The sequence below is a fragment of the candidate division WOR-3 bacterium genome, from assembly GCA_013177935.1.
Taxonomy (GTDB): Bacteria; Hydrothermota; Tepidihabitantia; order Tepidihabitantales; family Tepidihabitantaceae; genus Tepidihabitans.
In genome coordinates this window covers 429564-451014 of the sequence record JABLXZ010000001.1, presented here as the reverse complement: position 1 = coordinate 451014, position 21451 = coordinate 429564, and the positions used below count along the sequence as shown (strand labels likewise).

Annotated in this window: 18 protein-coding genes; 11 read left to right on the top strand and 7 right to left on the bottom strand. The window is 48.5% G+C overall.

What is annotated here, in order from left to right; genetic code table 11:
• Positions 1 to 3 precede the first annotated feature (3 nt).
• From HPY86_02135 to HPY86_02125, 3 genes are all read left to right on the top strand, one after another.
• Entirely contained in the window at positions 4 to 852 is an 849-nt protein-coding gene (locus HPY86_02135; GenBank protein NPV13716.1) for a hypothetical protein, read from the top strand.
• Between the two features lie 468 nt (positions 853 to 1320).
• Positions 1321 to 3444 (top strand): hypothetical protein, encoded by a 2124-nt coding sequence (locus tag HPY86_02130; GenBank protein NPV13715.1) that lies wholly within the window; start codon positions 1321 to 1323, stop codon positions 3442 to 3444.
• A gap of 60 nt (positions 3445 to 3504) precedes the next feature.
• Positions 3505 to 4377 (top strand): decaprenyl-phosphate phosphoribosyltransferase, encoded by an 873-nt coding sequence (locus HPY86_02125; protein ID NPV13714.1) that lies wholly within the window; start codon positions 3505 to 3507, stop codon positions 4375 to 4377.
• Here HPY86_02125 and HPY86_02120 read toward each other — a convergent pair.
• Genes HPY86_02120 through purQ form a run of 4 tightly spaced genes read right to left on the bottom strand, consistent with a single transcriptional unit; the run spans position 4345 to position 8909 of the window.
• Positions 4345 to 6711: a YfhO family protein gene (locus HPY86_02120; protein ID NPV13713.1), complete on the bottom strand. Its 2367-nt coding sequence runs from the start codon at positions 6709 to 6711 to the stop codon at positions 4345 to 4347. The genes HPY86_02125 and HPY86_02120 overlap by 33 nt on opposite strands.
• Before the next feature lie 14 nt (positions 6712 to 6725).
• A complete protein-coding gene (locus HPY86_02115) occupies positions 6726 to 7808 on the bottom strand; it encodes an FAD-dependent oxidoreductase (GenBank protein NPV13712.1) in 1083 nt (360 codons plus the stop codon).
• Between the two features lie 5 nt (positions 7809 to 7813).
• A complete protein-coding gene (locus tag HPY86_02110) occupies positions 7814 to 8149 on the bottom strand; it encodes a (2Fe-2S)-binding protein (GenBank protein NPV13711.1) in 336 nt (111 codons plus the stop codon).
• Positions 8130 to 8909, bottom strand: a complete 780-nt coding sequence (gene purQ, locus HPY86_02105; protein ID NPV13710.1) for a phosphoribosylformylglycinamidine synthase I — start codon at positions 8907 to 8909, stop codon at positions 8130 to 8132. Before purQ ends, HPY86_02110 begins: the two co-directional genes overlap by 20 nt.
• Before the next feature lie 170 nt (positions 8910 to 9079).
• On the opposite strand from purQ, the gene HPY86_02100 reads away from it, so the two are divergent.
• From HPY86_02100 to HPY86_02085, 4 genes are all read left to right on the top strand, one after another.
• Positions 9080 to 9682, top strand: a complete 603-nt coding sequence (locus tag HPY86_02100; protein ID NPV13709.1) for a hypothetical protein — start codon at positions 9080 to 9082, stop codon at positions 9680 to 9682.
• 43 nt (positions 9683 to 9725) lie between these two features.
• On the top strand, positions 9726 to 10583 hold the full coding sequence (locus tag HPY86_02095) for a 3-hydroxybutyryl-CoA dehydrogenase (GenBank protein ID NPV13708.1): 858 nt from the start codon (positions 9726 to 9728) through the stop codon (positions 10581 to 10583).
• Between the two features lie 70 nt (positions 10584 to 10653).
• Positions 10654 to 12003 (top strand): exodeoxyribonuclease VII large subunit, encoded by a 1350-nt coding sequence (gene xseA / locus HPY86_02090; protein NPV13707.1) that lies wholly within the window; start codon positions 10654 to 10656, stop codon positions 12001 to 12003.
• Between the two features lies 1 nt (position 12004).
• The gene (locus tag HPY86_02085; protein ID NPV13706.1) at positions 12005 to 12253 is read left to right on the top strand and encodes an exodeoxyribonuclease VII small subunit; all 249 of its coding nucleotides are present in this window, start codon (positions 12005 to 12007) and stop codon (positions 12251 to 12253) included.
• Here HPY86_02085 and HPY86_02080 read toward each other — a convergent pair.
• Genes HPY86_02080 through HPY86_02070 form a run of 3 tightly spaced genes read right to left on the bottom strand, consistent with a single transcriptional unit; the run spans position 12250 to position 14243 of the window.
• Positions 12250 to 12417 carry a hypothetical protein gene (locus HPY86_02080; protein NPV13705.1) on the bottom strand — a complete coding sequence of 56 codons (168 nt, stop codon included), beginning with the start codon at positions 12415 to 12417 and terminating at the stop codon, positions 12250 to 12252. The genes HPY86_02085 and HPY86_02080 overlap by 4 nt on opposite strands.
• A 58-nt stretch (positions 12418 to 12475) precedes the next feature.
• Positions 12476 to 13294 (bottom strand): carbohydrate ABC transporter permease, encoded by an 819-nt coding sequence (locus HPY86_02075; GenBank protein NPV13704.1) that lies wholly within the window; start codon positions 13292 to 13294, stop codon positions 12476 to 12478.
• A complete protein-coding gene (locus HPY86_02070) occupies positions 13287 to 14243 on the bottom strand; it encodes a sugar ABC transporter permease (GenBank protein NPV13703.1) in 957 nt (318 codons plus the stop codon). Before HPY86_02070 ends, HPY86_02075 begins: the two co-directional genes overlap by 8 nt.
• Before the next feature lie 128 nt (positions 14244 to 14371).
• On the opposite strand from HPY86_02070, the gene HPY86_02065 reads away from it, so the two are divergent.
• The 4 genes from HPY86_02065 to hypB all read left to right on the top strand — a co-directional run bounded on the left by HPY86_02065 (position 14372) and on the right by hypB (position 21404).
• Entirely contained in the window at positions 14372 to 18214 is a 3843-nt protein-coding gene (locus tag HPY86_02065; protein NPV13702.1) for a T9SS type A sorting domain-containing protein, read from the top strand.
• A gap of 63 nt (positions 18215 to 18277) precedes the next feature.
• The gene (locus tag HPY86_02060) at positions 18278 to 19402 is read left to right on the top strand and encodes a PorV/PorQ family protein (protein ID NPV13701.1); all 1125 of its coding nucleotides are present in this window, start codon (positions 18278 to 18280) and stop codon (positions 19400 to 19402) included.
• 14 nt (positions 19403 to 19416) lie between these two features.
• Complete coding sequence (locus tag HPY86_02055) at positions 19417 to 20730, top strand: adenylosuccinate synthase (protein NPV13700.1); 1314 nt, start codon at positions 19417 to 19419, stop codon at positions 20728 to 20730.
• Positions 20727 to 21404 carry a hydrogenase nickel incorporation protein HypB gene (gene hypB, locus HPY86_02050; GenBank protein NPV13699.1) on the top strand — a complete coding sequence of 226 codons (678 nt, stop codon included), beginning with the start codon at positions 20727 to 20729 and terminating at the stop codon, positions 21402 to 21404. Before HPY86_02055 ends, hypB begins: the two co-directional genes overlap by 4 nt.
• Positions 21405 to 21451 lie beyond the last annotated feature (47 nt).

Here is a 21451-nt window from a genome sequence, read left to right as displayed (position 1 = left end):
GCGATGAAAATAAGAGTTCTGGGCGTTGAGTCGCTTGGTGTCCGCAGTATGTGCTGTGTCGTGGAAACGGTTAGTAGAAGGGTATTGATTGACCCGGGTGTTGCACTGGCACCGCGACGATATGGATTACCGCCCCATAAGGATGAGATTGCTCAGGCGGCAGGTATAAGGGATAGAATTCTCGATGAGGTTAAAATGGCAACCGATGTTGTTATCAGCCATTTTCATGGTGACCATGCGCCGCTCTCCGAACCCGACTCGTATCAAATTAGCCTTGCCGATTTTGCAGCCAGACTGAGTGCGGCTTTCCTCTGGGTTAAGGGTCGAACCGGCAACACCCGCTTGATGGAGGAGAGGTTTTGCACATTTGCGCAGACTCTGGGGGAAAGGGTGGTTGAAGCCGATGCCAAAAACGCTGGTGAAATCAGTTTTTCTCTGCCGGTTCAGCATGGAACTGAAGGTCGGGGTAGGGTGATGATGACCAGAGTGAGGGATGGTGTTGAAGTTTTTGTCCACGGTTCAGACATTCAGTTGCTTGACGAAGCGTCGGTTGATGCAATAATCGCCTGGAAACCCGATGTGGTTTTTGTTGCTGGACCACCGATTTATCTCTCGGTTTTGGATAAAGAGACCCGGGCGCGGGCTTTTGCCAATGGTGTCCGGCTCGCACAGGCTACTGGACTCCTCATTATTGACCATCACCTTCTGCGTTCTGAGGCGGGTAAAGAGTGGCTTAATGCTTTGAGAGAAGAGGCAAAATCCCGGGTTGTTGATGCCGCGACTTTTATGGGTGTAGAACCCCAACTGCTTGAGGCAAACCGGAAGCGGTTATACGAGCGGTGCCCGGTTTAAGCCCAGTTCTGGTTATTTAAATATGATTCAAATTGGAGTTAAAATTAACGGCGGAATTTTTAGGTTGTCACACAACTGACCGGTTTTAGATAGGTTGGGGAGTTTTACCGGGCAAGCCCGGGGCATACCTTGCTGCGGTTCCTGGGGTAGTATCAGGGCTAATACCATAATTAGAAGCAGGGGGTCTGTTCTCATTGCTTTACTGTGTTTCTTTCTCATCTCCAGAGGAAACAGTTTGCCAGTTAGAAAATTGGGGTTGGATATGTGCAATTACCAGCAACCATTGAGCAGGGTTAGTTCACCTTGACCCTGAATTTCTGGTTTCTACAATTGGGGTGTGGAGACCGCTCGTAATTTAGCACTTTTCAGCAGCGAGGTAGTGCTGTCGGATAGCGGGGACAGGAAATGACACGGAGCTGGGGAACTGTATTGGCGTTAATGGTTGGGTTCTGCACTCAATTGTCTGGTATGGTAAAGTCGTATGAGGTGATGCCGGTGCGTGCTGATTGGTCAGGCTGGATAAAGGGCAGTGGTACTAACGGTTATGTTTCCCAGACAATTACCTGTAACTTTGACAGTCTGGTGTATGTTGAGTTGTTTGCGGTTGCCAGGAGCGCAGGTAGAAGGGTTCGGCTCGAGGTCTGGGATGGCGAAAAGAAGGTGATGTGGGGTACCGCGGTCCAGAACCGAAACTCAAATTGGGTCCGTTTTGAAAAATGGAGCGGGCGATATTCTTTCACGCGGGGTAAGCATTACGAGTTCAGGTTCACCGGTGCCGAACCAGACTCAATTCGGTTTTACTACGACCAACGCAACCCTTATCAATACGGCAGGTTGTTGAGCGGTTTTGCTTCGGATTCAGCGGATTTGTGTATGAGGGTGTACGGGGTGATGAAGACCATTGACAGTGGTTTTTGGGGGGCGGAGATTGCGGCATACGACACAACTGCTGCCCGCAAACGGAATGTTCCCCAACTGGTACAGAATGCGGGTGTTTACCTGGACCGAATTGACCTCGTCTGGAATTGGGTCTGGCCTGACTCCAGTGCCGATTTTGACTTTACCCGATTAGACCCCGCGGTTTTCTTTTCGATCCGAAAAATGGGGTGTAAGGTAATCGGGATTCTTGATTACAGTGCAACTTGGGCAGGTACCCGGTTTGACGCTCCGGAGTTCAGTCCACCCCGGAACCTGTTTTTAGATGTGTGGCACCCTTCAAATTACTGGGCAAGGTATGTTGAGGGTGTTGTGCGACATTACTACAATACGCTAAAACTGATTGATGTTTATGAAGTATGGAATGAACCAAACGATACAGCAAGGTTCTGGAAACCGCCGCAGTTTCATTACGATATTGCTGATAACCGGCAGGGGTTGTGTTCACTTTATGCGCGATTGGTTGAGGTCGCAGCCACGGTAATCGATTCAATAAGCCAGGGTCAGGCTAAGGTGCTGATTGGCTCACTGGTGGCAACGCAACCGTCCATTTTTACGAGAATTGCACCCGAAGAGATGCTCAGTTACTGCTATCGCCTGGTACCGAAAAAGTTGTGGAGTGGGGTGTCGTTCCATCCTTATCAGGATTGGGGTTTTGATGCCAATCTCTTTGAGATGCAGGTCGAGAGTTTGCGGACGGTGATGCACGCAAACGGTGATTACAGTGAACTGTGGATAACCGAAATCGGCTTCCCTTCTTTTGGACCAAACGGTAAGTACCGGGAAAGAGAGCAGGCAAACCGCTTGGCTAAAGCGTTTGTGGCGACATGTGGTAGCCAGTCGTTGCCGGGTGGTGGCTATGACCGAATCTGCTTTTACTCATTTCTGACGCGGGGTAATTTGGTTGAGGGTAGTTACGGTTTGCTCAATGCGCGCTTTCAACCCAAACCAGGTTACTATGCTCTTGCTCAAACATTTCGCATTCTAAGAGGCAAACGGTGTAATGGCAGGGTGATTTCAGGTGATGCCCGGGACGATTCGGTGCGGATTTATGAGTTTGAGCAGCCTTTAACCGGCAAACGGGTCTGGGTTGTCTGGCGTAATCAATTTACCGATAAGGATACAGTTAACACAGTTCTGATAACACTGCCGGTGGGCTGTGATACGCTTGAGGTAATACACCTTGCTTATGATGACAATCCGGCGGTAAAGATGGTTGAAGCGGATGCCGATGGCATGTTGAGGTTGAATGTTGGAGTGCAGCCCGTTTTTATCTATGAGCGGTCAGCGAGCTGCAGGCCCGATTTGGCGATAGAGAGCGTTCAGATTTCCCCGGGTTCAATCAGATTGGGTGAGCGGTTGATGGTAAAGTTGTGGCTGCGTAATATAGGTAATCGTAGTTATTCGGGCGAACCTGGTTGTCGTATCAGGTTTTATCTGAATGGTATCCTGCTTACCGATACTCTGGTGGGTGCACTACAGTTGAATCTAACTCCCCAACAGTTGAGGATTTTGACCTTTGAAATTCCTTCAGATTCGATAAGTTTTGAGGGTGAAGCTCTGTTCTGGGTGGATGTTAACCCGACCGAGGATTTTGTTGAGTTGTCACGAGACAACAATCGGTTCTATCAGATTGTCCGGCGTATCAAGCTCTGATAATTTTAGCCATCAGGGAATAAATTGACAGTTAGCGCGTTTCCGGTAAAACTAATCAATATGTTGCGGGCAATTGTAAAGTCGATGCGGCCCAAACAGTGGGTTAAAAACCTTTTGGTCTTTGCCGCTTTAATTTTTTCCCAGAATCTTTTCAATCTGATAAAACTGCTCGAGACATTTGCCGGATTTGTCGCCTTCTGTTTAATTTCGGGTGCAGTTTATATCATCAACGACATTCTGGACCGGGAGAATGACCGTTCCCATCCCAAGAAAAAGTTCCGACCCATCGCTGCCGGTGAGTTAAAGCCCGGGACCGCCGGTATTGTTGCGGTAGTGATAGTAATTCTCGGAATCGGGGGCGGTTTTGCCTTATCCGGCCGTTTTGGCCTTTTGATTCTTGGTTACTTTATTCTTCAACTGGCATATTCGACACACCTGAAGAAGATTGTTGTTCTGGATGTGATGGTTGTTGCTGCTGGTTTTGCGATTCGGGCAATTTCCGGTACATATCTGGTTCAGGTCCAGATTTCACCCTGGCTTTTTGTCTGCGCTATTCTCCTTGCCCTGTTTCTGGCGCTGGCAAAGCGCCGGCACGAACTGCTCTATCTTGAAGGCGGCGGGATTTCGCATCGCAGTGTGCTGGGCAAATATTCGGAGACACTTTTAGACCAGATGATTGCCGTGGCAACATCTTCAACTGTTATCGCCTACTGTCTTTATACAATTGCTCCCGAGACGGTCCATAAATTTGGCACCCACAACCTGATATTGACCGTGCCATTTGTCCTATATGGGATTTATCGCTACCTTTACCTCGTTTATCGCAAGGAGGAGGGTGGCGCACCGGAAAAGGTTTTGTTTACCGATGTGCCGCTTATTATCGATATTGTTTTGTGGTTGTTAAGTGTTGTGGCGGTACTTTACTTTCGTTGATAATGGTTTAGGCCGCGGGCGGGTAACAAAGAAGATGAGGACGATTCCAAGAAAGGCAAGTTTGCTGATGAAGATGCCCAGATTGACACCGGTGCGGTCGTACCAGGTTACAACTTTATGCTTGCCCGGTGTTAGGGGCAGGGCGCGCAGACAGTAATCCGCGCGCACCAGTTTTGCCGGTTTACCATCAATGGTCGCCTTCCATTCAGGATAGTAGATTTCGGAAAACAAGAGGATTGCCGGTTTGTCGGTTTCGACCATAAGTTCTATGCGCTCGCTTGTGCGTTTTATTGCCGTAATACTTTTTTTCTGGGTGGAGTCGGTAGCGAAATTAAGGCTCGGCTGGGATGACTGTTCAAAATTGAAGTCGGGTTTTTCTTCAAGAATTGCAACCCGGCGAAAGTCAAAGGTGGTATCAGCAAGGCGATTAAGGATTGTTGTCCGGTCGGTGATGACAATGAAAGAGTCGGCAAGCCAGTAGCGAGGCAGAGCAGTTGGATTTGGCACCAGGCTCATTGTACCGCGCACCGAGTCGATGTGAATCTGGTAGCGGACATTTAACAGGTCGTTGCGCCGGTTAACCGGAATGTCAAATGTAACATAGTCGGTAAGTTTTAACGGTGTATAACCTTCGAGTAACTCCAGTTCCCAGAGCAAACCTTCGTTGCGTTGCAGGAGCATATAGGGTCCGGCTCGGGCGTTGATGCGGAACGGTTCGTTCTTATGCTCTTCGATGAGTGTCTTGATAAAAGGGCGCGGTGGATAAAACTCTTCAGGGGAAACTGTACCCAAACTGAACCGCCTGCCGAATGTATAAAGGTCGAAAAATGTGAGACCGACCAGTAAACTCAAAAGTATCGTTCGGTATTTAGCCGAGTTCTTAATCAGGAAGATTAACAATAGCCCGATGCTTGCGAATCCGAACATCACACCGGTCTGGGTCAGGCTGTTGCGAAATAGACCTGGGTCTTGAAGAGGCGGGAAAATTTTCACGAGCAAGCCGGTGATGAGCAGAAATAGAATTGCTACGCCGTAAACGAGGACAGTTAATCCCGGAATTAGGAGTCTATACCCCAGGGTATTGGATTTAAAGTCAGGCTTGGGATTGGGTTTGACCAGAACCTCCATACCAAGTCCAGTAAGAAAGGCGATTGCGACAGTGAACAGGTCGACAAACCGGGCTGGTATTCGGAATCGGTCAAAGCCGGGAAAGATGTTGAAAGCCAATCGGTAAAGCGGTGTAAACTTTCCCAAAGCAAATAGGAGTGCCACAAAGGCAAGAATTAGAAATTGCCAGCGCAGTTTGTTGCGATTGAAAAAAATTCCGATTCCGGCAAGGATGAGCGGCATAACGCCAACATAGAGGCAGGTTTCCCAGTAGGTGTAGCGTGCTGGGTCAACCCAGAAGGGCGCGGTTTCTTCAACGCCACCGGCAATACTGCCGAAAAATTTGGGGATGAGAATGGTAATGAAAAACCAGGGTGGTAATGATGTTTCGGTAGCCTCGGCATAGGTCATCATTTCCCGAACGGTATGGATAGAATAACGATAGGCAGGAAGATAAGCGGCGGCGGAGATGGCAAAACCAAGAAAAATTGTCAAAAGGAAAAGCGGGATGTGGTTTTTAAACAGATAGGGAAGTTCACTGCGCCAGTTGAATAGGAGGTATAAAATAAACAGTAGGCAAAGGGCATAGACAATGTGCAGGGTCATTTGGGGATGACCCGCGAGATTGGCAAGTCCGAGGCTGAGGGCGGTGGCGCTGGCATCAAGTAAACGGCGCTGGAACAAGGTGCGATAAAAAAATAGCAGAATGAGCGGGAACCAGGCAAAGGTGCTGATGATAGTAAGGTGGATTATGTGGCTGACCATAAATCCGGAAAAGCCAAATGTAATACCAGCAAGAACGCCTGAATAGCGGGAAAGTTTTAACTCCCGCATTAAAAGATAAAAACTGAGTGCGCCGAGAAACAGATGGATGATGCATTTGAGTTCGACCAGCCAGAAGACATAGTTTTGGTTCGTGTTGGCGATAAAGGCGAAGAGCCAGTTGAGCGGGTAAAAGACCTGGGTCTGGATGTCGGCAAGAAACGGCATTCCGGCAAACATATAGGGGTTCCAGAGCGGGAGATTAAACTGGCGCAGATTTTTAAAGAGGAAGAAGTGGAACGGGTAGTATTGATAAAGGATGTCCTCCCAGAGGAAGTTCTGGCGGGTTAAAATCTCCCAGAAGAATAAGATTACCGCAGCGACAAGGACAAGATAGGGGACCGCGGGAACAAAACGGTTACTCGGCTGGTTTGGAATCGTACTTTTGGCAGGTTTGGTTTTCATTCCAGTCCGGTATGTTAACGGACCGTTTGCATCATTTTTTCCTTGCCTTTTGCCGCTTTTTCACCAAAAGGACCCTGGCGGATGGCAGCCAGTTCAAATTTCGCCTGGTTAATGATGGCTTCTGCTTCTGTAAACTTCCCGGTGAGTGTGGCAGCAGCGTGGGCACCGGCGATTCTACCTTCAAGCATGGCGGTGGACGCTTCCTCAACGCCACTGGCGTCACCAGCAACATAGACGCCAGAAACGGTTGTTTCCATATTCTCGTTGTGCCAGGCAACTTGTCCGCCCAGTTGAGGAATAAAGACCATCTCACAGCCAATCTGAGAGAGAATTTCTACTAAAGGTGATAATCCAACGGCAAGGCAGATTGTATCAACTTTTAATCTTTTTTCGGTGCCTTTGATAGGTTTGAAGTTTTTATCAACCCGACAGATGACCGCACCAGTAACATACTCTTTGCCAATCGCCGCCTTAATTGTGTGGGAAGTGAGTATGGGAATACCTAAACGGGCAAGTTTCGCAGCATGAACATGATAGCCGCCAATCTTAGGAAGTGCTTCAATTACTGCGCTCACATTGATACCCGCCTGGAGCAGTTGATAGGAGACGATGAGCCCGATGTTTCCTGAGCCAACCATCAAAACATTTTTGCCCGGTCTTATCCCGAACACATTCATCAAGGTCTGGACTGCACCGGCACCGTAAATTCCGGGCAGGTCGTTGTTTTCGAACAGGATGGTATTTTCGCTGGCACCGGTGGCGACGATTAGCCGTTGATAGGAAAGTTTTGTAAAGGTGTGTTGATTGGCAAGCCCGAGGATATTCGGTTTAAAATGTCCGATTACGGTTGTATTGAGGATAACCTTTGTTGGTGTGGCGGAAAGTTGCTGCTCAAGAAGGGTGGCGATGTCGATACCCCGGATGCCGCAGTAATGGCTTTTTGAACCGAAGAATTTGTGGGTCTGTTTAATCAACTGGCCGCCAAGCCGTGGGTTGTCATCGATTAAAGTGACCGGTGCGCCCAGCTGGGCAGCAGTTATTGCTGCGCATAGTCCGGCAGGGCCACCGCCAACAATCACGATGCCGCCATCTATGATATTGCTCATATCTTTCCCCTTCCGCGTTGTCGTTCAACGCGCACCCCTTCCCGCAGTGGTTCCATACAAACCATGGTATTGGGTTTGCCGTCAACGACCATTAAGCAGGAGGAGCATTTACCAACGGCACAGAAGAATCCCCGAGCCCGCTTGTGTTTTTCACTGTACCGAAATACCTTAACGCCATTGGCAACCAGGGCGGCAGCAATCGTTTCCCCTTCGTAACCTTTCATCGGCTCACCCTCAAAAAAGAAGGTTATTTCGCGACCCCGGTTGAACTGTAAGATTGGATGGTCGGTAATTCTTGTGGGCGTGTTTCTTTTAGAGGTTCTTTTTGACATACTGCACCGCATTCTCAAATATGGCAATTCCATCCGGTTTTGTCAAACTTTCCCGATGCCAGCGGGGATGGTGCTCAATCCTGATGTAGCGTTCTGGATGGGGCATCAAGCCGAAAACTCGGCCGGTAGGGTCACAGATGCCAGCAATTCCTTCCACCGAACCGTTCGGGTTATCAGGATATTTTGCTTCTTCACCTCGGGCGGTAACATAGCGGAATACAATCTGGTTGTTGGCTTTCAATTGCTTTAATATTTGGCTGGAGCCCGGGATGAACTTGCCTTCGGCGTGGGCAACGGGCAAATAGATTATTTCCGGAAGGTTTGCGGTGAACACACAGGGTGAATTTTCGGTTTTTAGATAAACCCAGCGGTCTTCGTAACGGGCTGAATCGTTAGTGTCAAGAGTTACGGTCTGGCGTTCAAAAGGCTTTTCAAAGCCGGGCAGGAGTCCGGATTTGACCAGTACCTGAAACCCATTGCAGATGCCAAGGATGAGTTTGCCCTTTTCCAAGAACTTACAGATTTCAGCGGCAAGGTGGTGTTTTAACTCATTTGCCAGGACCCGGCCCGAGGCGATGTAATCGCCGTAAGAAAAACCACCGGGGATGGCAAGAATGTGGTACTGGTCGAGAGGTGCGGGTCTTTCTTTTAGCCGATTGATGTGGATTATTTCGGCATGGGCGCCGGCGAGTTCAAACGCATACACTGTTTCCTGGTCGCAGTTTATGCCCGCAGCAAACAAAACGCAAACCTTAACCATAGAAGGTAAGGATAGCCGGTAAGTTGCGATAGTCAAACTTGGAGCGGGGGAAAATAGACGCATAACAGTCTGTTGTACCTTTTTTACTGTTAAGTTTATTCGATGCCGGAAGTAATGAACGATGAGGGCTATGTTGACAGGTTATAAGATGTTGATAAAACTAAAAAGTAATGGTTCGAACTGTTTTTGGACTAATCGTTTCCCTTTTACTCATCAGTTTTGCGTGTTCGCCGGTTTTCCACGAAAAAGGGAAAGGGCGAAGTGGTTCCGGTCTTGGTGTTGTGCGGAGTTTTGTTCAAGGGCTCGGGCGGCAGAGTGATAATCGGCTAATCAGGTTCTGGACCGATACTCCTTTTTTAGAAGTCAAAGGTTTAGGGGTGGTCGCACAGGGCAGAAAGGAAATAAAGGATTTTTTGGGTTATGCCCGAACCGTTGATGTAAAACTGTCAATGTCTGAACTGACGATGATAGGCGATACCATTTTTTGCCGTTTAGAGGAGACCAACCGCTGGTTGCATCTTGTCGGAGTAGAACCGATGATTTACGAGGCGCGTTTTGTTATTGCTGAAGGTAAGATTGACGGTTTGATTGTTGAGCCCGAACAGGGCGTTTGGATAATGTTGACCGGCCCGGCATTGTCTTTTGGGAAGTGGCTTAAATCCGAAGAACCCGGTGCGCTTGAGGTGTTGATGCCGGGCGGAAGGTTTCGGTTTACACCGGAAAATGGTCGTCGTCTTGTCGAGTTGATTTCCCGATGGCGGGGGATTAATTGACATTTGTTTTTGGTCATCTAATTTTAAATAAAAAGGAGGCAATATGATAAATCGGACAGTTGGAGTCATTGGCGCCGGCACAATGGGTTCTGGTATCGCCCAGGTGTTTGCCATGGCGGGTTATGATGTTGTGCTGGTTGATGTTGACCAGCGGTTTCTGGACCGGGGGCTGGCAACGATAAAAAAGTCACTGGACAAACTGGTTGAGAAGGGAAAGATGACCGCTGATGCCGGGGAAACAACCCGTGCCCGCATCAAGCCAAATTTGACCGTTGAAGCGTGTCAGGAGTGTGGTCTGGTAGTGGAAGCGGTTACGGAGGATGTGAAACTGAAGCGCGAACTGTTCCGCAAACTGGATAGCGTTTGTCCAGCCGAAACGATACTTGCTACCAACACTTCGACGATTTCGGTGACCTTGTTAGGGGCGGCAACGAAAAGGCCGGAGAAGGTTGTTGGCATGCACTTTATGAATCCCGTACCATTGATGCAGTTGGTTGAAGTGGTGCGCGGATTAGCGACCGCCGAAGGTGTAGTTGAAGAGATTGTCAGTCTATCAAAGGAACTGGGCAAGACACCGGTGGTGGTGAACGATTCTCCCGGATTTGTTTCGAACCGGGTACTGATGCCGATGATTAATGAAGCAATATTCTGCCTGGAAACCGGTGTCGCCGACAAAGAAGCGATTGACACCGTGATGAAGTTGGGGATGAATCACCCGATGGGTCCGCTGGCACTGGCAGATTTGATTGGGTTGGATGTAGTCCTCGCGATTCTTGAAGTCCTATATGAAGACTTAGGGGACCCGAAATATCGTCCCTGCCCGTTACTGAAACGGATGGTCGCCGCGGGGTTTCTGGGCAGAAAAACCGGGAGGGGATTCTACGATTACAGCGGCAAATAAGGGTTTAACAAAACCGGATTGGTATTTACAAAAATTGGTCAAGGGGTGAGCCAAATGAGGATGATTAACGATGGCAGCGGTACCGGCAAATAAGATTTATTCGGTCTATCAGATCAACAGGATGGTTGACGACCGTTTAAGGTCGGACTTCTCCGACATCTGGGTTGTTGGCGAAGTCTCCAATTTTAAGGCTTACCCTTCAGGGCATCTGTACTTTGTTTTGAAGGACGAACGGTCGCAAATCCAGGCGATTTGTTTTCGGGAGTCAGCGCAGCGGTTGAAGTTTCAATTGAAGGACGGTGACCTTATCATCGGGCACGGTCGAGTGGAAGTTTATGTGCCTAACGGTAGATACCAGTTGATTCTTGATACGATTGAGCCCAAGGGCTTGGGCGCGCTGCAGCGCGCGTTTGAGGAGTTGAAGCGGAAACTGGAGAAGGAAGGGTTGTTTAAAGCGGAGCGAAAACGTCCCATTCCGAAGTTACCCCGGGTTATCGGAATTGTCACTTCACCGGTTGGAGCGGCAATTCATGATATGTTGCGAACCCTCGAGTTACACCATGCCCATTTGAAGGTGCTTATTTATCCTGTTCCGGTTCAGGGTGAAGGTGCTGCGGAACAGATTGCGCGGGCGATTTGGGATATGAACACCATCGATGAGGTGGAGTTGCTAATCGTGGGCCGGGGTGGTGGTTCCTGGGAGGACCTCTGGCCCTTTAACGAAGAGGTAGTTGCCCGGGCAATTGCCGGTTCCCGGGTACCGGTGGTCACGGGCATAGGTCATGAGGTTGACTGGACGATAGCCGATTTTGTTGCCGATTTTCGAGCCGCAACCCCTACTGCCGCAGCGGCAGTGGTGGCGCGGGGCTGGGAAGAGTTTGAGCAGCGGCTTGATGATTTGTGGCCCCGGATGAACGAAAGAGTACAGGAGTTTATCTTTGAGCGAGAGCAGGAGATAGAAGCCCTGATAAAGCATCGGGGATTTGAACTGGTTTACCGTCGTTTAAGCGAAGCCCAATACCAAATCGAGTTATTAATGAATGTGTTTAGCCGGGTAGTAAACCAGAAGATTAACACCTGCTTTCAGGATTTAAATTTGAGGGTTGAGCGGTTAAATCGGCAGAATCCGGTGGCACGCGTGATGCAATGGCGGGTAATGCTTGAGACATTTTCTTCAAGACTGGATAAAGGGTTCTCCAACATCAAAACCCCTCTTGAAGCAAGATTGACAAAGGCAGCAGTGAGCCTTGATGCGCTGAGTCCTCTTGCGCAACTTGCCCGAGGTTACGCGATTTGCCAGAAACCGGACGGCGGTGTGGTTATGAGGGTCGATGATGTACAGTTAGAGGATGAAGTTAAGGTGCGGGTTGCCGATGGCAGATTGGACTGTCAGGTAAAAAACAAAATGAAAGGAGTTTAATTTGGCAGGAAAAAACAGTGAGGTTGAATCAATCGATTTTGAGCAAGCGCTCACCGAACTGGAGAAAATTGTCAAGGAACTTGAAGCAGGAAGTTTGAGTCTGGAGAAGTCGCTGGAGCTGTTTGAGCGCGGGGTTAAACTCGCCCGGTTGTGTAAGGAAAAACTTGCTGCGGCAGAATTAAAGGTGTCTAAGTTGATAAAAGAAAAGGATGGAGTTTTTGCCGAGGAGCCGTTTAAGCCTGAGGATTAGTATTCGCTTACATCGTAGCCTAAAACCTTCTCCTTTTTAAATTCGGCGACCTTTACGCCTTTTTCATCGTAGAGGGCGTAGTTGGCACCTTCGTCAACAATTTTCTCGGCGATGATGTTGACACGATAGACCGGATTTCCTTCGAGGTAAATGTGGAAAGTCATAAACAAGCCCTTTCGTTAAATTAATTCAGCGTAACAAATCTTGGGCGATTGTCAACTTTTACTCTTTTAGTCCGGCGCGGGCTTGGGACTGGATAATCTGTTTTTGGGCGGCGAAGAACAGAATGATTAAGGGGATTATCGCCATGGTCGTTGCTGCCATCAAAAGTGTATAGTTTGTGGACTGTTCCCGTGAAAAGTAGGCAAGACCGACCTGGAGCGGCCGAATCCGGTCGGAGTTGGTAACAATCAGCGGCCAGAAAAATGAGTTCCAGGCGGAGATGGTGTTGAATACCGCAATTGTCGCCAGGGGTGCGCGACACAGGGGCAGAACAATGCGCAGTAGAGTCCACAGTTCGGAACAGCCGTCAATGCGGGCGGCATCAAATAAATCTTGGGGCAGTTGTTTAATATGCTGACGCAGCAAAAAGATGGAAAAGATGTTAACAATCCAGGGTACAATCATTGCTGCATAAGTGTCAATCCAACCTAATTTGAAAAGAATCATATAAGATGGGACAAGGTAAACCGGCAAAGGGATCATCATCAGGGCAAGGAAGCCCATAAATAAGATTTCCCGTCCTGGAAAACGAAACCGAGCAAAGGCGTAGGCGGCAGGAATGCCGGTGAGAAAAATTCCCAGGAGACTGGCCGCAGTAATTAAAACGGTATTGGCAAGGTAGCGCCAGAAGGGAATCTGCCGGAACACCTCAGCGTAATTGGAAATCTGCCAGACCGAAGGAAACCAGGTGGGTGGAAATCTCAGGGCTTCGAGCGGCGTTTTGAACGAAGTGCTGACCATCCAGAAAAAGGGTAGAAGCATTCCAACGCTACCTACAATCAATAAGAGATGCACCGGCAGGTTGCGGGGTTTAACCATAATGAACCCTCTTTTCCAAAAATACCCTTTGTAAGATGGTAAGACCCAGAATTATGAGGAACGCGATGAAGGCAATTGCGGCACCGTAACCCAGGCGCCAGAGTTCAAAGGCGTTTTCATAGAAGTAGTACATTACCACTTTGGTTGTATGAAGTGGACCACCTGGTGGTGGTCCGGTCATAATCCAAACCTGGGCAAAGGTTTCAAATGCGGCGATTGAACTCATAATCAACACATAGTAAGTTGTCGGCGAAAGCAAAGGCAGGGTGATTTTCCAGAAGGTTTTGAATCGTGAAGCACCGTCAATTCGCGCTGCCTCGTAATAGGTTTGAGGGATGTTCTGCAATCCAGCAAGAAATATCACGATGTTGTAGCCCAGAGCCTTCCAGATGCCCATCAAGACCAGTGAACAAAGGGCGATAGATGGACCGCGCAAGGCGTAGGGCCAGTGAGCAACTGTTGGTCCAAATATTAACTCAAAAATCCCCCGGGGGTCTTGAAGCCAGCGGATGTTTGAGATGCCGATAAGTGATAATAGATAGTTGAGTACGCCCCGGTCGGGATGGAATATCCACTTCCACACCACCGAAACGGCAACGATGGAAGTAACAACAGGCAGGTAATAAATTGTTCGGTAAATGCTTAATCCCCGAATCCGTTGATTGAGTAACAGGGCGATGCAAAGTGATAAAAGTAGCGTTGCCGGTACCTCAAATAGAACATACCAGAGCGTGTTCAAAAGTGACTTCCAGAAAAGCGGGTCTTTAAGTACGGAAATGTAATTACCCAAGCCAAGGAAGGCACGGGGTCCTGCCATACCCCAATCGTAGAGACTCATACGAACCGACAGTAAAATCGGGAAAATTCGGAAGATGAGCAGGATGAGCAATGCCGGGCAAAGATAAAGAAGTGCCTTTAATAGGTTGCGGTATTTGGGGTGAATTGCCATTTGCAAAATGAGTATAGAGTTTCAATTAAATGAGTCAAGAAGGGTTTATAGCGCAATTGTCGTTATAGAACCAGAGAGGGCTCTTAAAATTGACTTGTTGTCATATTGAAATAAACTACTTTACATTGGTGCGCTTCTATTTTAGAACAATATGGTTTTTACTGATTTTGTTCCCGGTCAGTCTTAAAGCGGACATTCAGATTCTAAGTTCCGACGAGCACGGGGTTTCGTTTGTTTATCGACCCGGGGAACTGGTGCAAAACGAAGATGGTAATTGGGGCCGGATTGAGTTTCCTGACGCCGAGCCTATCGCATCTCTTGGCAGTTATGACCTGCCGGCAAAGGTTGTGCGCATCGGTTTGCCCCAGCGCGGCGGTGTAAGGGTAGAATTCAACGCAAAGACGGGCGGTGTAAAAGAAAATTTTACCCTTAGGCGGGTTCCTTATGTTCTATTTGAAGCCGATTCGGTCTGGCGCGCTGGGGAAGAAGATAGCCCTGCAGTGTATCCAGATTCGGTTGTAGAGATTGGGCAGATTGAGGTGCTACGCGATGTGCGGTTTATAACTTTGAAGATTTATCCGGCTCAGTATCAGCCCGTGAAAAGAAAATTGGTCTGGTTTGATGAGATTAAGGTGGTGGTAAAGTTCCAGGCGGTCCCCGAGGTCAATTCTCTTCCTGACCCGCTTGATGGACTTATTGGCGGAATGCTTCTGAATGGCGAAGAGGCGTTGAATTGGAAGTTGAAATCAAGTCGTCTTACCAACAACCCTTACCAACGTGCTCGTCAATGGTTGAAAATTAAAGTCGGTACCACGGGCATTTACCGAATTACTGGTGCCGAGCTTGCTCGGGCTGGTGTGCCGATAAATGGTTTAGACCCGCAGGCGCTTGCCCTTTGGACAGTTGGGGAACACGAACCTAATGGTCCTTATCCTGATTCTTTGCAACCAGTGGCAATTTTCGTTACCGGTGATGATGACGGAAGGTTTGACCTTCACGATACGATACTCTTTTATGGATTGGCACCGGACCACTGGGTTAACAAATGTTCGGTCTGGGTGAAAAATTTGTACATTAGGGATAATGTTTACTGGCTAACCTGGAGTGGTTCAGGGAAGAGGATGCGTCGCGGTTTTGGGCCTGATACCACAGGAACGCCGATTTTACAATCCGGCGGGGTTATGCTTCATCAAGAGCTTGACCTGGAGTGTCCAGCCCGAGCTGGATTAATGTGGGTCTGGGCAAAGATATTCAAAGCGGCGGATGTTTCGGTTGCCCGATTCACCTGCGCTCTTGGTCTTAACTATCCGATACAGATTGAGGAGATTTCCGGGCGGCTTTACAGTGCATCAGCGGGTAATGAGATAACCATTCGCTTAAACGGCAGGGCAATTGGGAATTTTCAGTTTGGTTCCAGTTCTTACCCGAGCCCCTACGATTTCTCTATTGACTCGATTGGACCGGTGCCTTTTCGGGATAATCAATTAGCAATTGAACTGCGCGGCAGCGGTGAAAAGAAAGTTTATCTTGACTACCTTGAGGTCAAATATTTTTGTCGATTGTCGCTGTTTGCCGGTCCGTGCAACTTTTTTGTTGATACGGTTGGTGACTGCCGATTTTTAATTCAGGATGCGAGCACGGTGCCGGTAGTTTTTGATGTAACTGACCCTTACGTCCCGGCGGTGTGTTTAGGATTGGAAAAACGGGGTGACAGTGTGGTGTTCAGCCGACGGTTGCTGGGATGGACCGAATTTGTTGTTGCGACCCCGGAGCAGTTTTTGAAACCCAAGGCTATGGAACTGAAAACTCCCGGTTTTCTATGGAGTGAAACATTTCTGGCTGATTACTGGATAGTAACGCCGTCAGAATTAATGCAATCGGCGCAGGAACTGGCGCGGTTTCGTTCCAATCGAATTGCCGGTATTCCCAATGCCCGGGTTCGGGTGGTTAATCTTCAGGAAATTTACGACGACTTTGGTTTTGGTCTGGAGGAGCCCGGAGCAATCAAACGCTTCTTTCGGATTAAACGTCCGGTTTATGCCCTTTTAGTTGGTGATGGGACATATGATTATAAAAACAACCTTAACAGAGTCCAGCCGCCGGGTGTTCCTGCTTATGAGTTTGGATTCGGGCTTGTGCCTGATGCCGGTGACCGCAGCGCGCTGGCGCAGGATGTTTGGTATGCCGATTTAGAGGGCGAAGGTGGGAGCCCGGATATCATTCTCGGTCGGGTGTGTGCAAGAAGTGAGGGTGAATTCAGGCAATTTGTTGACAAATTGGTGCAGTATGAAATCAGGAGTAATGGATACTGGACAAGAAGATTTCTTTTAATGGCTGATGACGAGTATCAGCGTTATCCGGACCGGCCCGACGAACTACGCTTCCGACATATTGAGCAGTGCGAAGGTATAGCAGCACTGGCGGAAAATCGGCTGGACCCGGTAAAGGTGTATCTTACAGAATTTCCATTTCTTGGTCCCAAAAGTAAACCCCAGGCAAACAACGAACTTATCCGCCAGTTGAACATTGGGGCGTTAATCTGGGTATTTTTCGGTCATGGTTCACCTTACTCGCTTACGCATGAAGAGGTTTTCACTGTAACCCGCGTTTCGGACATCGACAATCAAAATCGAGTTCCGTTCTGTTTTCTGGGTAGTTGTTCGGTTGGGAGATTTGATGATACGCGGTCCGAATGCATTGCCGAAGAGCTGGTTCGAATGAACGGCGGGACGGTGGCAACGGTTGCGGCGTCAACCGCGACACCTTCCGGAAACAATCTTGTCTTTGCTCGCAATCTATTGACACCACTGTTTTTTCCGCCCGAAAGCATAAGGACTATAGGCTACTGTTTCTTTAAAGCCTGGGTAACTGACCGGAGTTATCATCTCTTTGGCGACCCGGCAACGGTCCTCAAACTGCCTACGATGTCCACTCAGAATTTGCATATTTCCCCAGAAACACTGCACCCTGGTAAAGTGTTTCGGGCTCGGACGATTGTTGAATTAACCGATGCTGATGCTGAATGGCGGCTTTTTGGTCCATTGCGGCACCGGTACTATGAATCACCAGTGGGGGTTGTAAACTACTTTCTTTCTGGGCCGGAACTGGCAAGGGGGACTTTCCGAGTAAAAGATGGTAGATTTTACTGTGAAGGCATTTTCCCGGCTGGTATTCCGCTCGACACCGTTTTTGCCGGTAATGGCTATTATGCACCGCTTGCCAATTCGTGTCGGTACAGCGCTCAAGTCAGAAGCGAATCGGTTAATCTTGGCTTGGTTAAATATAACATTCCATTTTATGACAGTATATCGAACCGGGGTGATTATAATGGACCCGAGATTGATTTCTCTTATCGGGGACGTCAGTTACAGGACAGTGCTGCTGTACCAGCAAATTTACAACTTGATATTATTGCCCAGGACCAATCGGGGATTTTGATTGCCCCGGTTCCCGGTATGGCGCCTCACTTTTATCTTAATCGAACACAATCGGCTGTTGATATAAGTGACCGGTTCGAATTTGACGACAGTTCTTATACTACGGCTCGTGCGCATATTGAGTTGAGTTTAAGCAAAGCAACTGAGACTTTATTCGTGGTTGTTGCCGACAACTTTCTTAACCGGACAATAGCAAAACTAATCCTGAAGCCGCTTTTTGCCACGACTCTTCGAATTGATTCGGTCGCTGTTTACCCCAATCCGGTAAAAAACGGTGCGGTGTTTGGGTTCGTGGCAAGTCAACCAGGAACAGTTCAAATCCGGATATATACACTAAACGGCAGGTTGGTTCGTAATCTGGGAGATTTTGCGGTTAGTTTTGGTTACAACCAGATTGCTTGGGATGGAAGAGACGAAAATGGTTATCTTTTGCCCAATGGGGTTTACCTATTTAGTCTGCGGGCAAAAAGTTTTTATCTTGATGGGAAAGGGGAGAGTGTAACGGTACGCGATAAGTTTCTTATTGTGCGGTAATTGTTGACCATAGCAGGTAACTATTTATACTTTTAATGTAGTTATGTTTAAGGAGGTATTGCAATGAAACGAAGAATTATCTGGCTGGTATTGGTCCTCAGTGTCAGCCCGATAGGACTCTATGCCAGTCAGAATCCCGGTGCGGTATTTTTAATGATTTGGCCCGCCGCGCGGCCCACCTCACTTGCCGGCGCCTTTACTGCAATCAGCGATGACGCCTCAAGTGTTTATTATAACCCGGGTGGGTTGGCATTCCTTAAGGGAACAAATGCAACATTGATGCACTGCAACTGGTTGCCTGGACTCTGGCCCGGGATGTATTATGAGTATCTCGGTATGGCGCACAGTCTTCAGGAACGGGGAACTGCGGGTTTGAATATTATTTATCTTACAACGGGCGAAACCGATGTAATAAACGAGCGGGGTGATTTTCTTGGTCGATACACAACTTTTGATTTGGCACCGACCCTGGCATATGGGTTTCCGGTTTTGCCCAATTTAGGTGTGGGATTGTCTGCCAAGCTAATCTACTCTTTTTTGGTTCCTGATTGGGTATGGAAAGCCATGCCCGAACTGGGCATTGAGCAAGGCGGAACCGGCATTACCTGGGCGTTTGATGCTGGTGCCCTTTACAAACCGTTTGACTTTCTCTCTGTGGGATTGGCGGTGGCAAACCTTGGTCCGAATATCTCTTACACCTCTTCTGGTGAATCGGACCCGTTGCCGCGGATGCTACGGGTGGGTTTAGCATATTACCCCTTAAAACATGAAATCTTTTCTCTCTGCATTACGCCGGAAATTTCCAAGATTCTGGTTGGTGCGTTTTCCGATTCCACAAAACCTTTCAGCCAGCAGCTCTCCAGCGAATGGCGTGATGCCTGGAAGAGTCTCGGTGTTGAAGCCGGAGCGCGCTTCGGACCGGTCGCCGGTTTTCTGCGCGCCGGTTATTTTGAAGACATCACCGGTCAAAGAGGTGGGGTTGTGTTCGAGCGCGAAGGGCAGGGCACCTACCACTACAGTTTCTGGGATGTCATTACCCGGCGTGGTCTGGGTAAGTTCAAATCCTTAGGATTTACTGTCGGCGGCGGCATTGAATTTCAGCGATTTCAGTTTGACCTCGGTGTTGACCAGTTCATCTACGACTTCCCTACGACTAACTACAAGTTTTCCTTTTCCTACCAGTTTTAAACAACAAGGGAATTGTGCCTAACCTGGTAGTAATCGGAACCCAGTGGGGTGATGAAGGTAAGGGCAAGATAGTTGACTTTCTGGCGCAGGGTGCCCAGATTGTTGTTCGTTTTCAAGGGGGACCGAATGCTGGACACACGGTTTGCTGGGGTAGGTATAAACTTACTTTTCATCAGGTTCCGTCCGGTCTATTACAACCGCGTATCAAGGGGATTATTGGTTGCGGTTGTGTTGTTGACCCTTATCGCCTCGAAGATGAACTGACATTACTGAAGAAAAATGGAAAAGATGTAACCAAACGTTTGCTCATTGACCGTCGGGCTCATATAATCTTTCCTTATCACAAGGCACTGGACCGTTTGCAGGAGGAGCAGCTGGCAGAGAAAAAGATAGGCACGACCGGTCAGGGTATTGGTCCGGCATATCAAGACAAATATGCCCGGGTTGGTATTAGAGCCGGTGACTTATTGAACGAGGACTTGTTTATGGACAAGTTACGCAGGAATGTGGCGGCGGCAAATTTTCGCTTGATGGAGTTGTACCGGGCAGAACCGATTTCTTTTAAGGAACTGGGTCAGGAGCTATGGACATTGACCAGAAACCTCGCGGCGATGGTAGGAGATGGAACAGTGGTACTTGAACGCGCCCTTAGAACTGATAAACGGATTCTGTTTGAAGGTGCTCAGGGAACTCATCTGGACATTGACCTGGGTAGTTATCCTTTTGTTACGACATCTTCCACTGTGGTGGCAGGTGCGGCAACGGGCAGCGGGATAAGTCCATTGTGGCTGGAGGAAGCGGTGGGTGTGGCAAAGGCATACACAACACGGGTAGGTGCCGGACCATTTCCGTCTGAACTGGAGGCGAATGAGGCGGCGCTACTGCGTGAACTGGGGGGCGAATATGGGGCAACAACCGGAAGACCACGGAGATGTGGTTGGTTTGATGCCGGGGTGGTTCGAGCCGCAGTTCGTTACAACCGTCTTACCGCGTTGGTTCTGACGAAACTTGATGTTCTGGATTCGCTTAGTGAAATAAAGGTGTGCGTTGGTTATCGTTATCAGGGGAAGAGGATTTTGGAATTTGACCCATTTTTAGCGACAGACCTACAGCCGGAGTTTATAGCTTTGCCCGGATGGCGGGAGAAAACCACTAATTGCCGAACTTACAGGTCATTACCCATTCAAGCCAAACGATACATTGAAAAAATCGCAGAACTGGTAAATTGTCCAGTGGCGCTGGTTTCAGTGGGAAGTGAACGAAGGGCGATTGTTCCGGTAAATATTAGGAGATTAAGGTGGCTGAAAAATTTTGGGAGGGGAGAATGAAAGAGTTAAAATTGATGCGCCGGGTATTGGCAAGTAACGATGCGCTGGCAGAAGAACAGCTTAATCAGTTAAATAACTATGGGGTTTTGGGAATAAACATTATGTCTGGACCGGGAGCGGGTAAAACCAGTTTAGTGGAAAAGACCGTAGCGGCGTTGAAGGACCGCTGGCGCATCTGGGTCATTGAAGGCGATATTCAGGGTGACCTTGATGCCCGTCGGGTAATTGCGCAAGGTGTGGGTTGTACACAGATTAATACGCAGGGTGCTTGTCATCTTGATGGTTTGATGCTGGCATCGGTTTTCCCCTTGCTTGATTTGAAGAATATTGACCTCTTAATCATTGAGAATGTCGGCAACCTTGTTTGTCCGGCAGAGTTTCGGTTGCCCGCCCATTACAATGTCACCATAGTCTCAACACCAGAAGGTAGCGACAAACCGATTAAATATCCCTTGATGTTTTCAAAATCTGATGTTGTGATTGTCAACAAAATTGACCTCCTGCCTTATGTTGATTTCCGGCTCGACGACTTCAAGCGGGCGGTGCGAAAGTTAAAGCCCCGGGTGCCGATTCTGACCATTTCGTTGCGTACCGGAGAAGGTGTTGACCAGTGGCTGGATTGGTTGAATCGGGCATTAGTGGCGCGGGGTAAAAAGCAAAAGAGAGGCAGCTAATAAGTAATTTCACTCTTAGTTTTACCTGGGTGTTTAATTTTGATATA

Excerpts from the sequence above, each read along its gene's own strand:
- HPY86_02125 (NPV13714.1), top strand. The coding sequence starts at position 3,505 with ATGTTGCGGGCAATTGTAAAGTCGATGCGGCCCAAACAGTGGGTTAAA.
- HPY86_02095 (NPV13708.1), top strand. The coding sequence starts at position 9,726 with ATGATAAATCGGACAGTTGGAGTCATTGGCGCCGGCACAATGGGTTCT.
- hypB (NPV13699.1), top strand. The coding sequence starts at position 20,727 with ATGAAAGAGTTAAAATTGATGCGCCGGGTATTGGCAAGTAACGATGCG.
- HPY86_02110 (NPV13711.1), bottom strand. The coding sequence starts at position 8,149 with ATGTCAAAAAGAACCTCTAAAAGAAACACGCCCACAAGAATTACCGAC.
- HPY86_02135 (NPV13716.1), top strand. The coding sequence starts at position 4 with ATGAAAATAAGAGTTCTGGGCGTTGAGTCGCTTGGTGTCCGCAGTATG.
- xseA (NPV13707.1), top strand. The coding sequence starts at position 10,654 with ATGGCAGCGGTACCGGCAAATAAGATTTATTCGGTCTATCAGATCAAC.
- HPY86_02075 (NPV13704.1), bottom strand. The coding sequence starts at position 13,294 with ATGGTTAAACCCCGCAACCTGCCGGTGCATCTCTTATTGATTGTAGGT.
- HPY86_02070 (NPV13703.1), bottom strand. The coding sequence starts at position 14,243 with ATGGCAATTCACCCCAAATACCGCAACCTATTAAAGGCACTTCTTTAT.
- HPY86_02120 (NPV13713.1), bottom strand. The coding sequence starts at position 6,711 with ATGAAAACCAAACCTGCCAAAAGTACGATTCCAAACCAGCCGAGTAAC.
- HPY86_02060 (NPV13701.1), top strand. The coding sequence starts at position 18,278 with ATGAAACGAAGAATTATCTGGCTGGTATTGGTCCTCAGTGTCAGCCCG.
- purQ (NPV13710.1), bottom strand. The coding sequence starts at position 8,909 with ATGGTTAAGGTTTGCGTTTTGTTTGCTGCGGGCATAAACTGCGACCAG.
- HPY86_02130 (NPV13715.1), top strand. The coding sequence starts at position 1,321 with ATGGTAAAGTCGTATGAGGTGATGCCGGTGCGTGCTGATTGGTCAGGC.
- HPY86_02080 (NPV13705.1), bottom strand. The coding sequence starts at position 12,417 with ATGACTTTCCACATTTACCTCGAAGGAAATCCGGTCTATCGTGTCAAC.
- HPY86_02100 (NPV13709.1), top strand. The coding sequence starts at position 9,080 with ATGGTTCGAACTGTTTTTGGACTAATCGTTTCCCTTTTACTCATCAGT.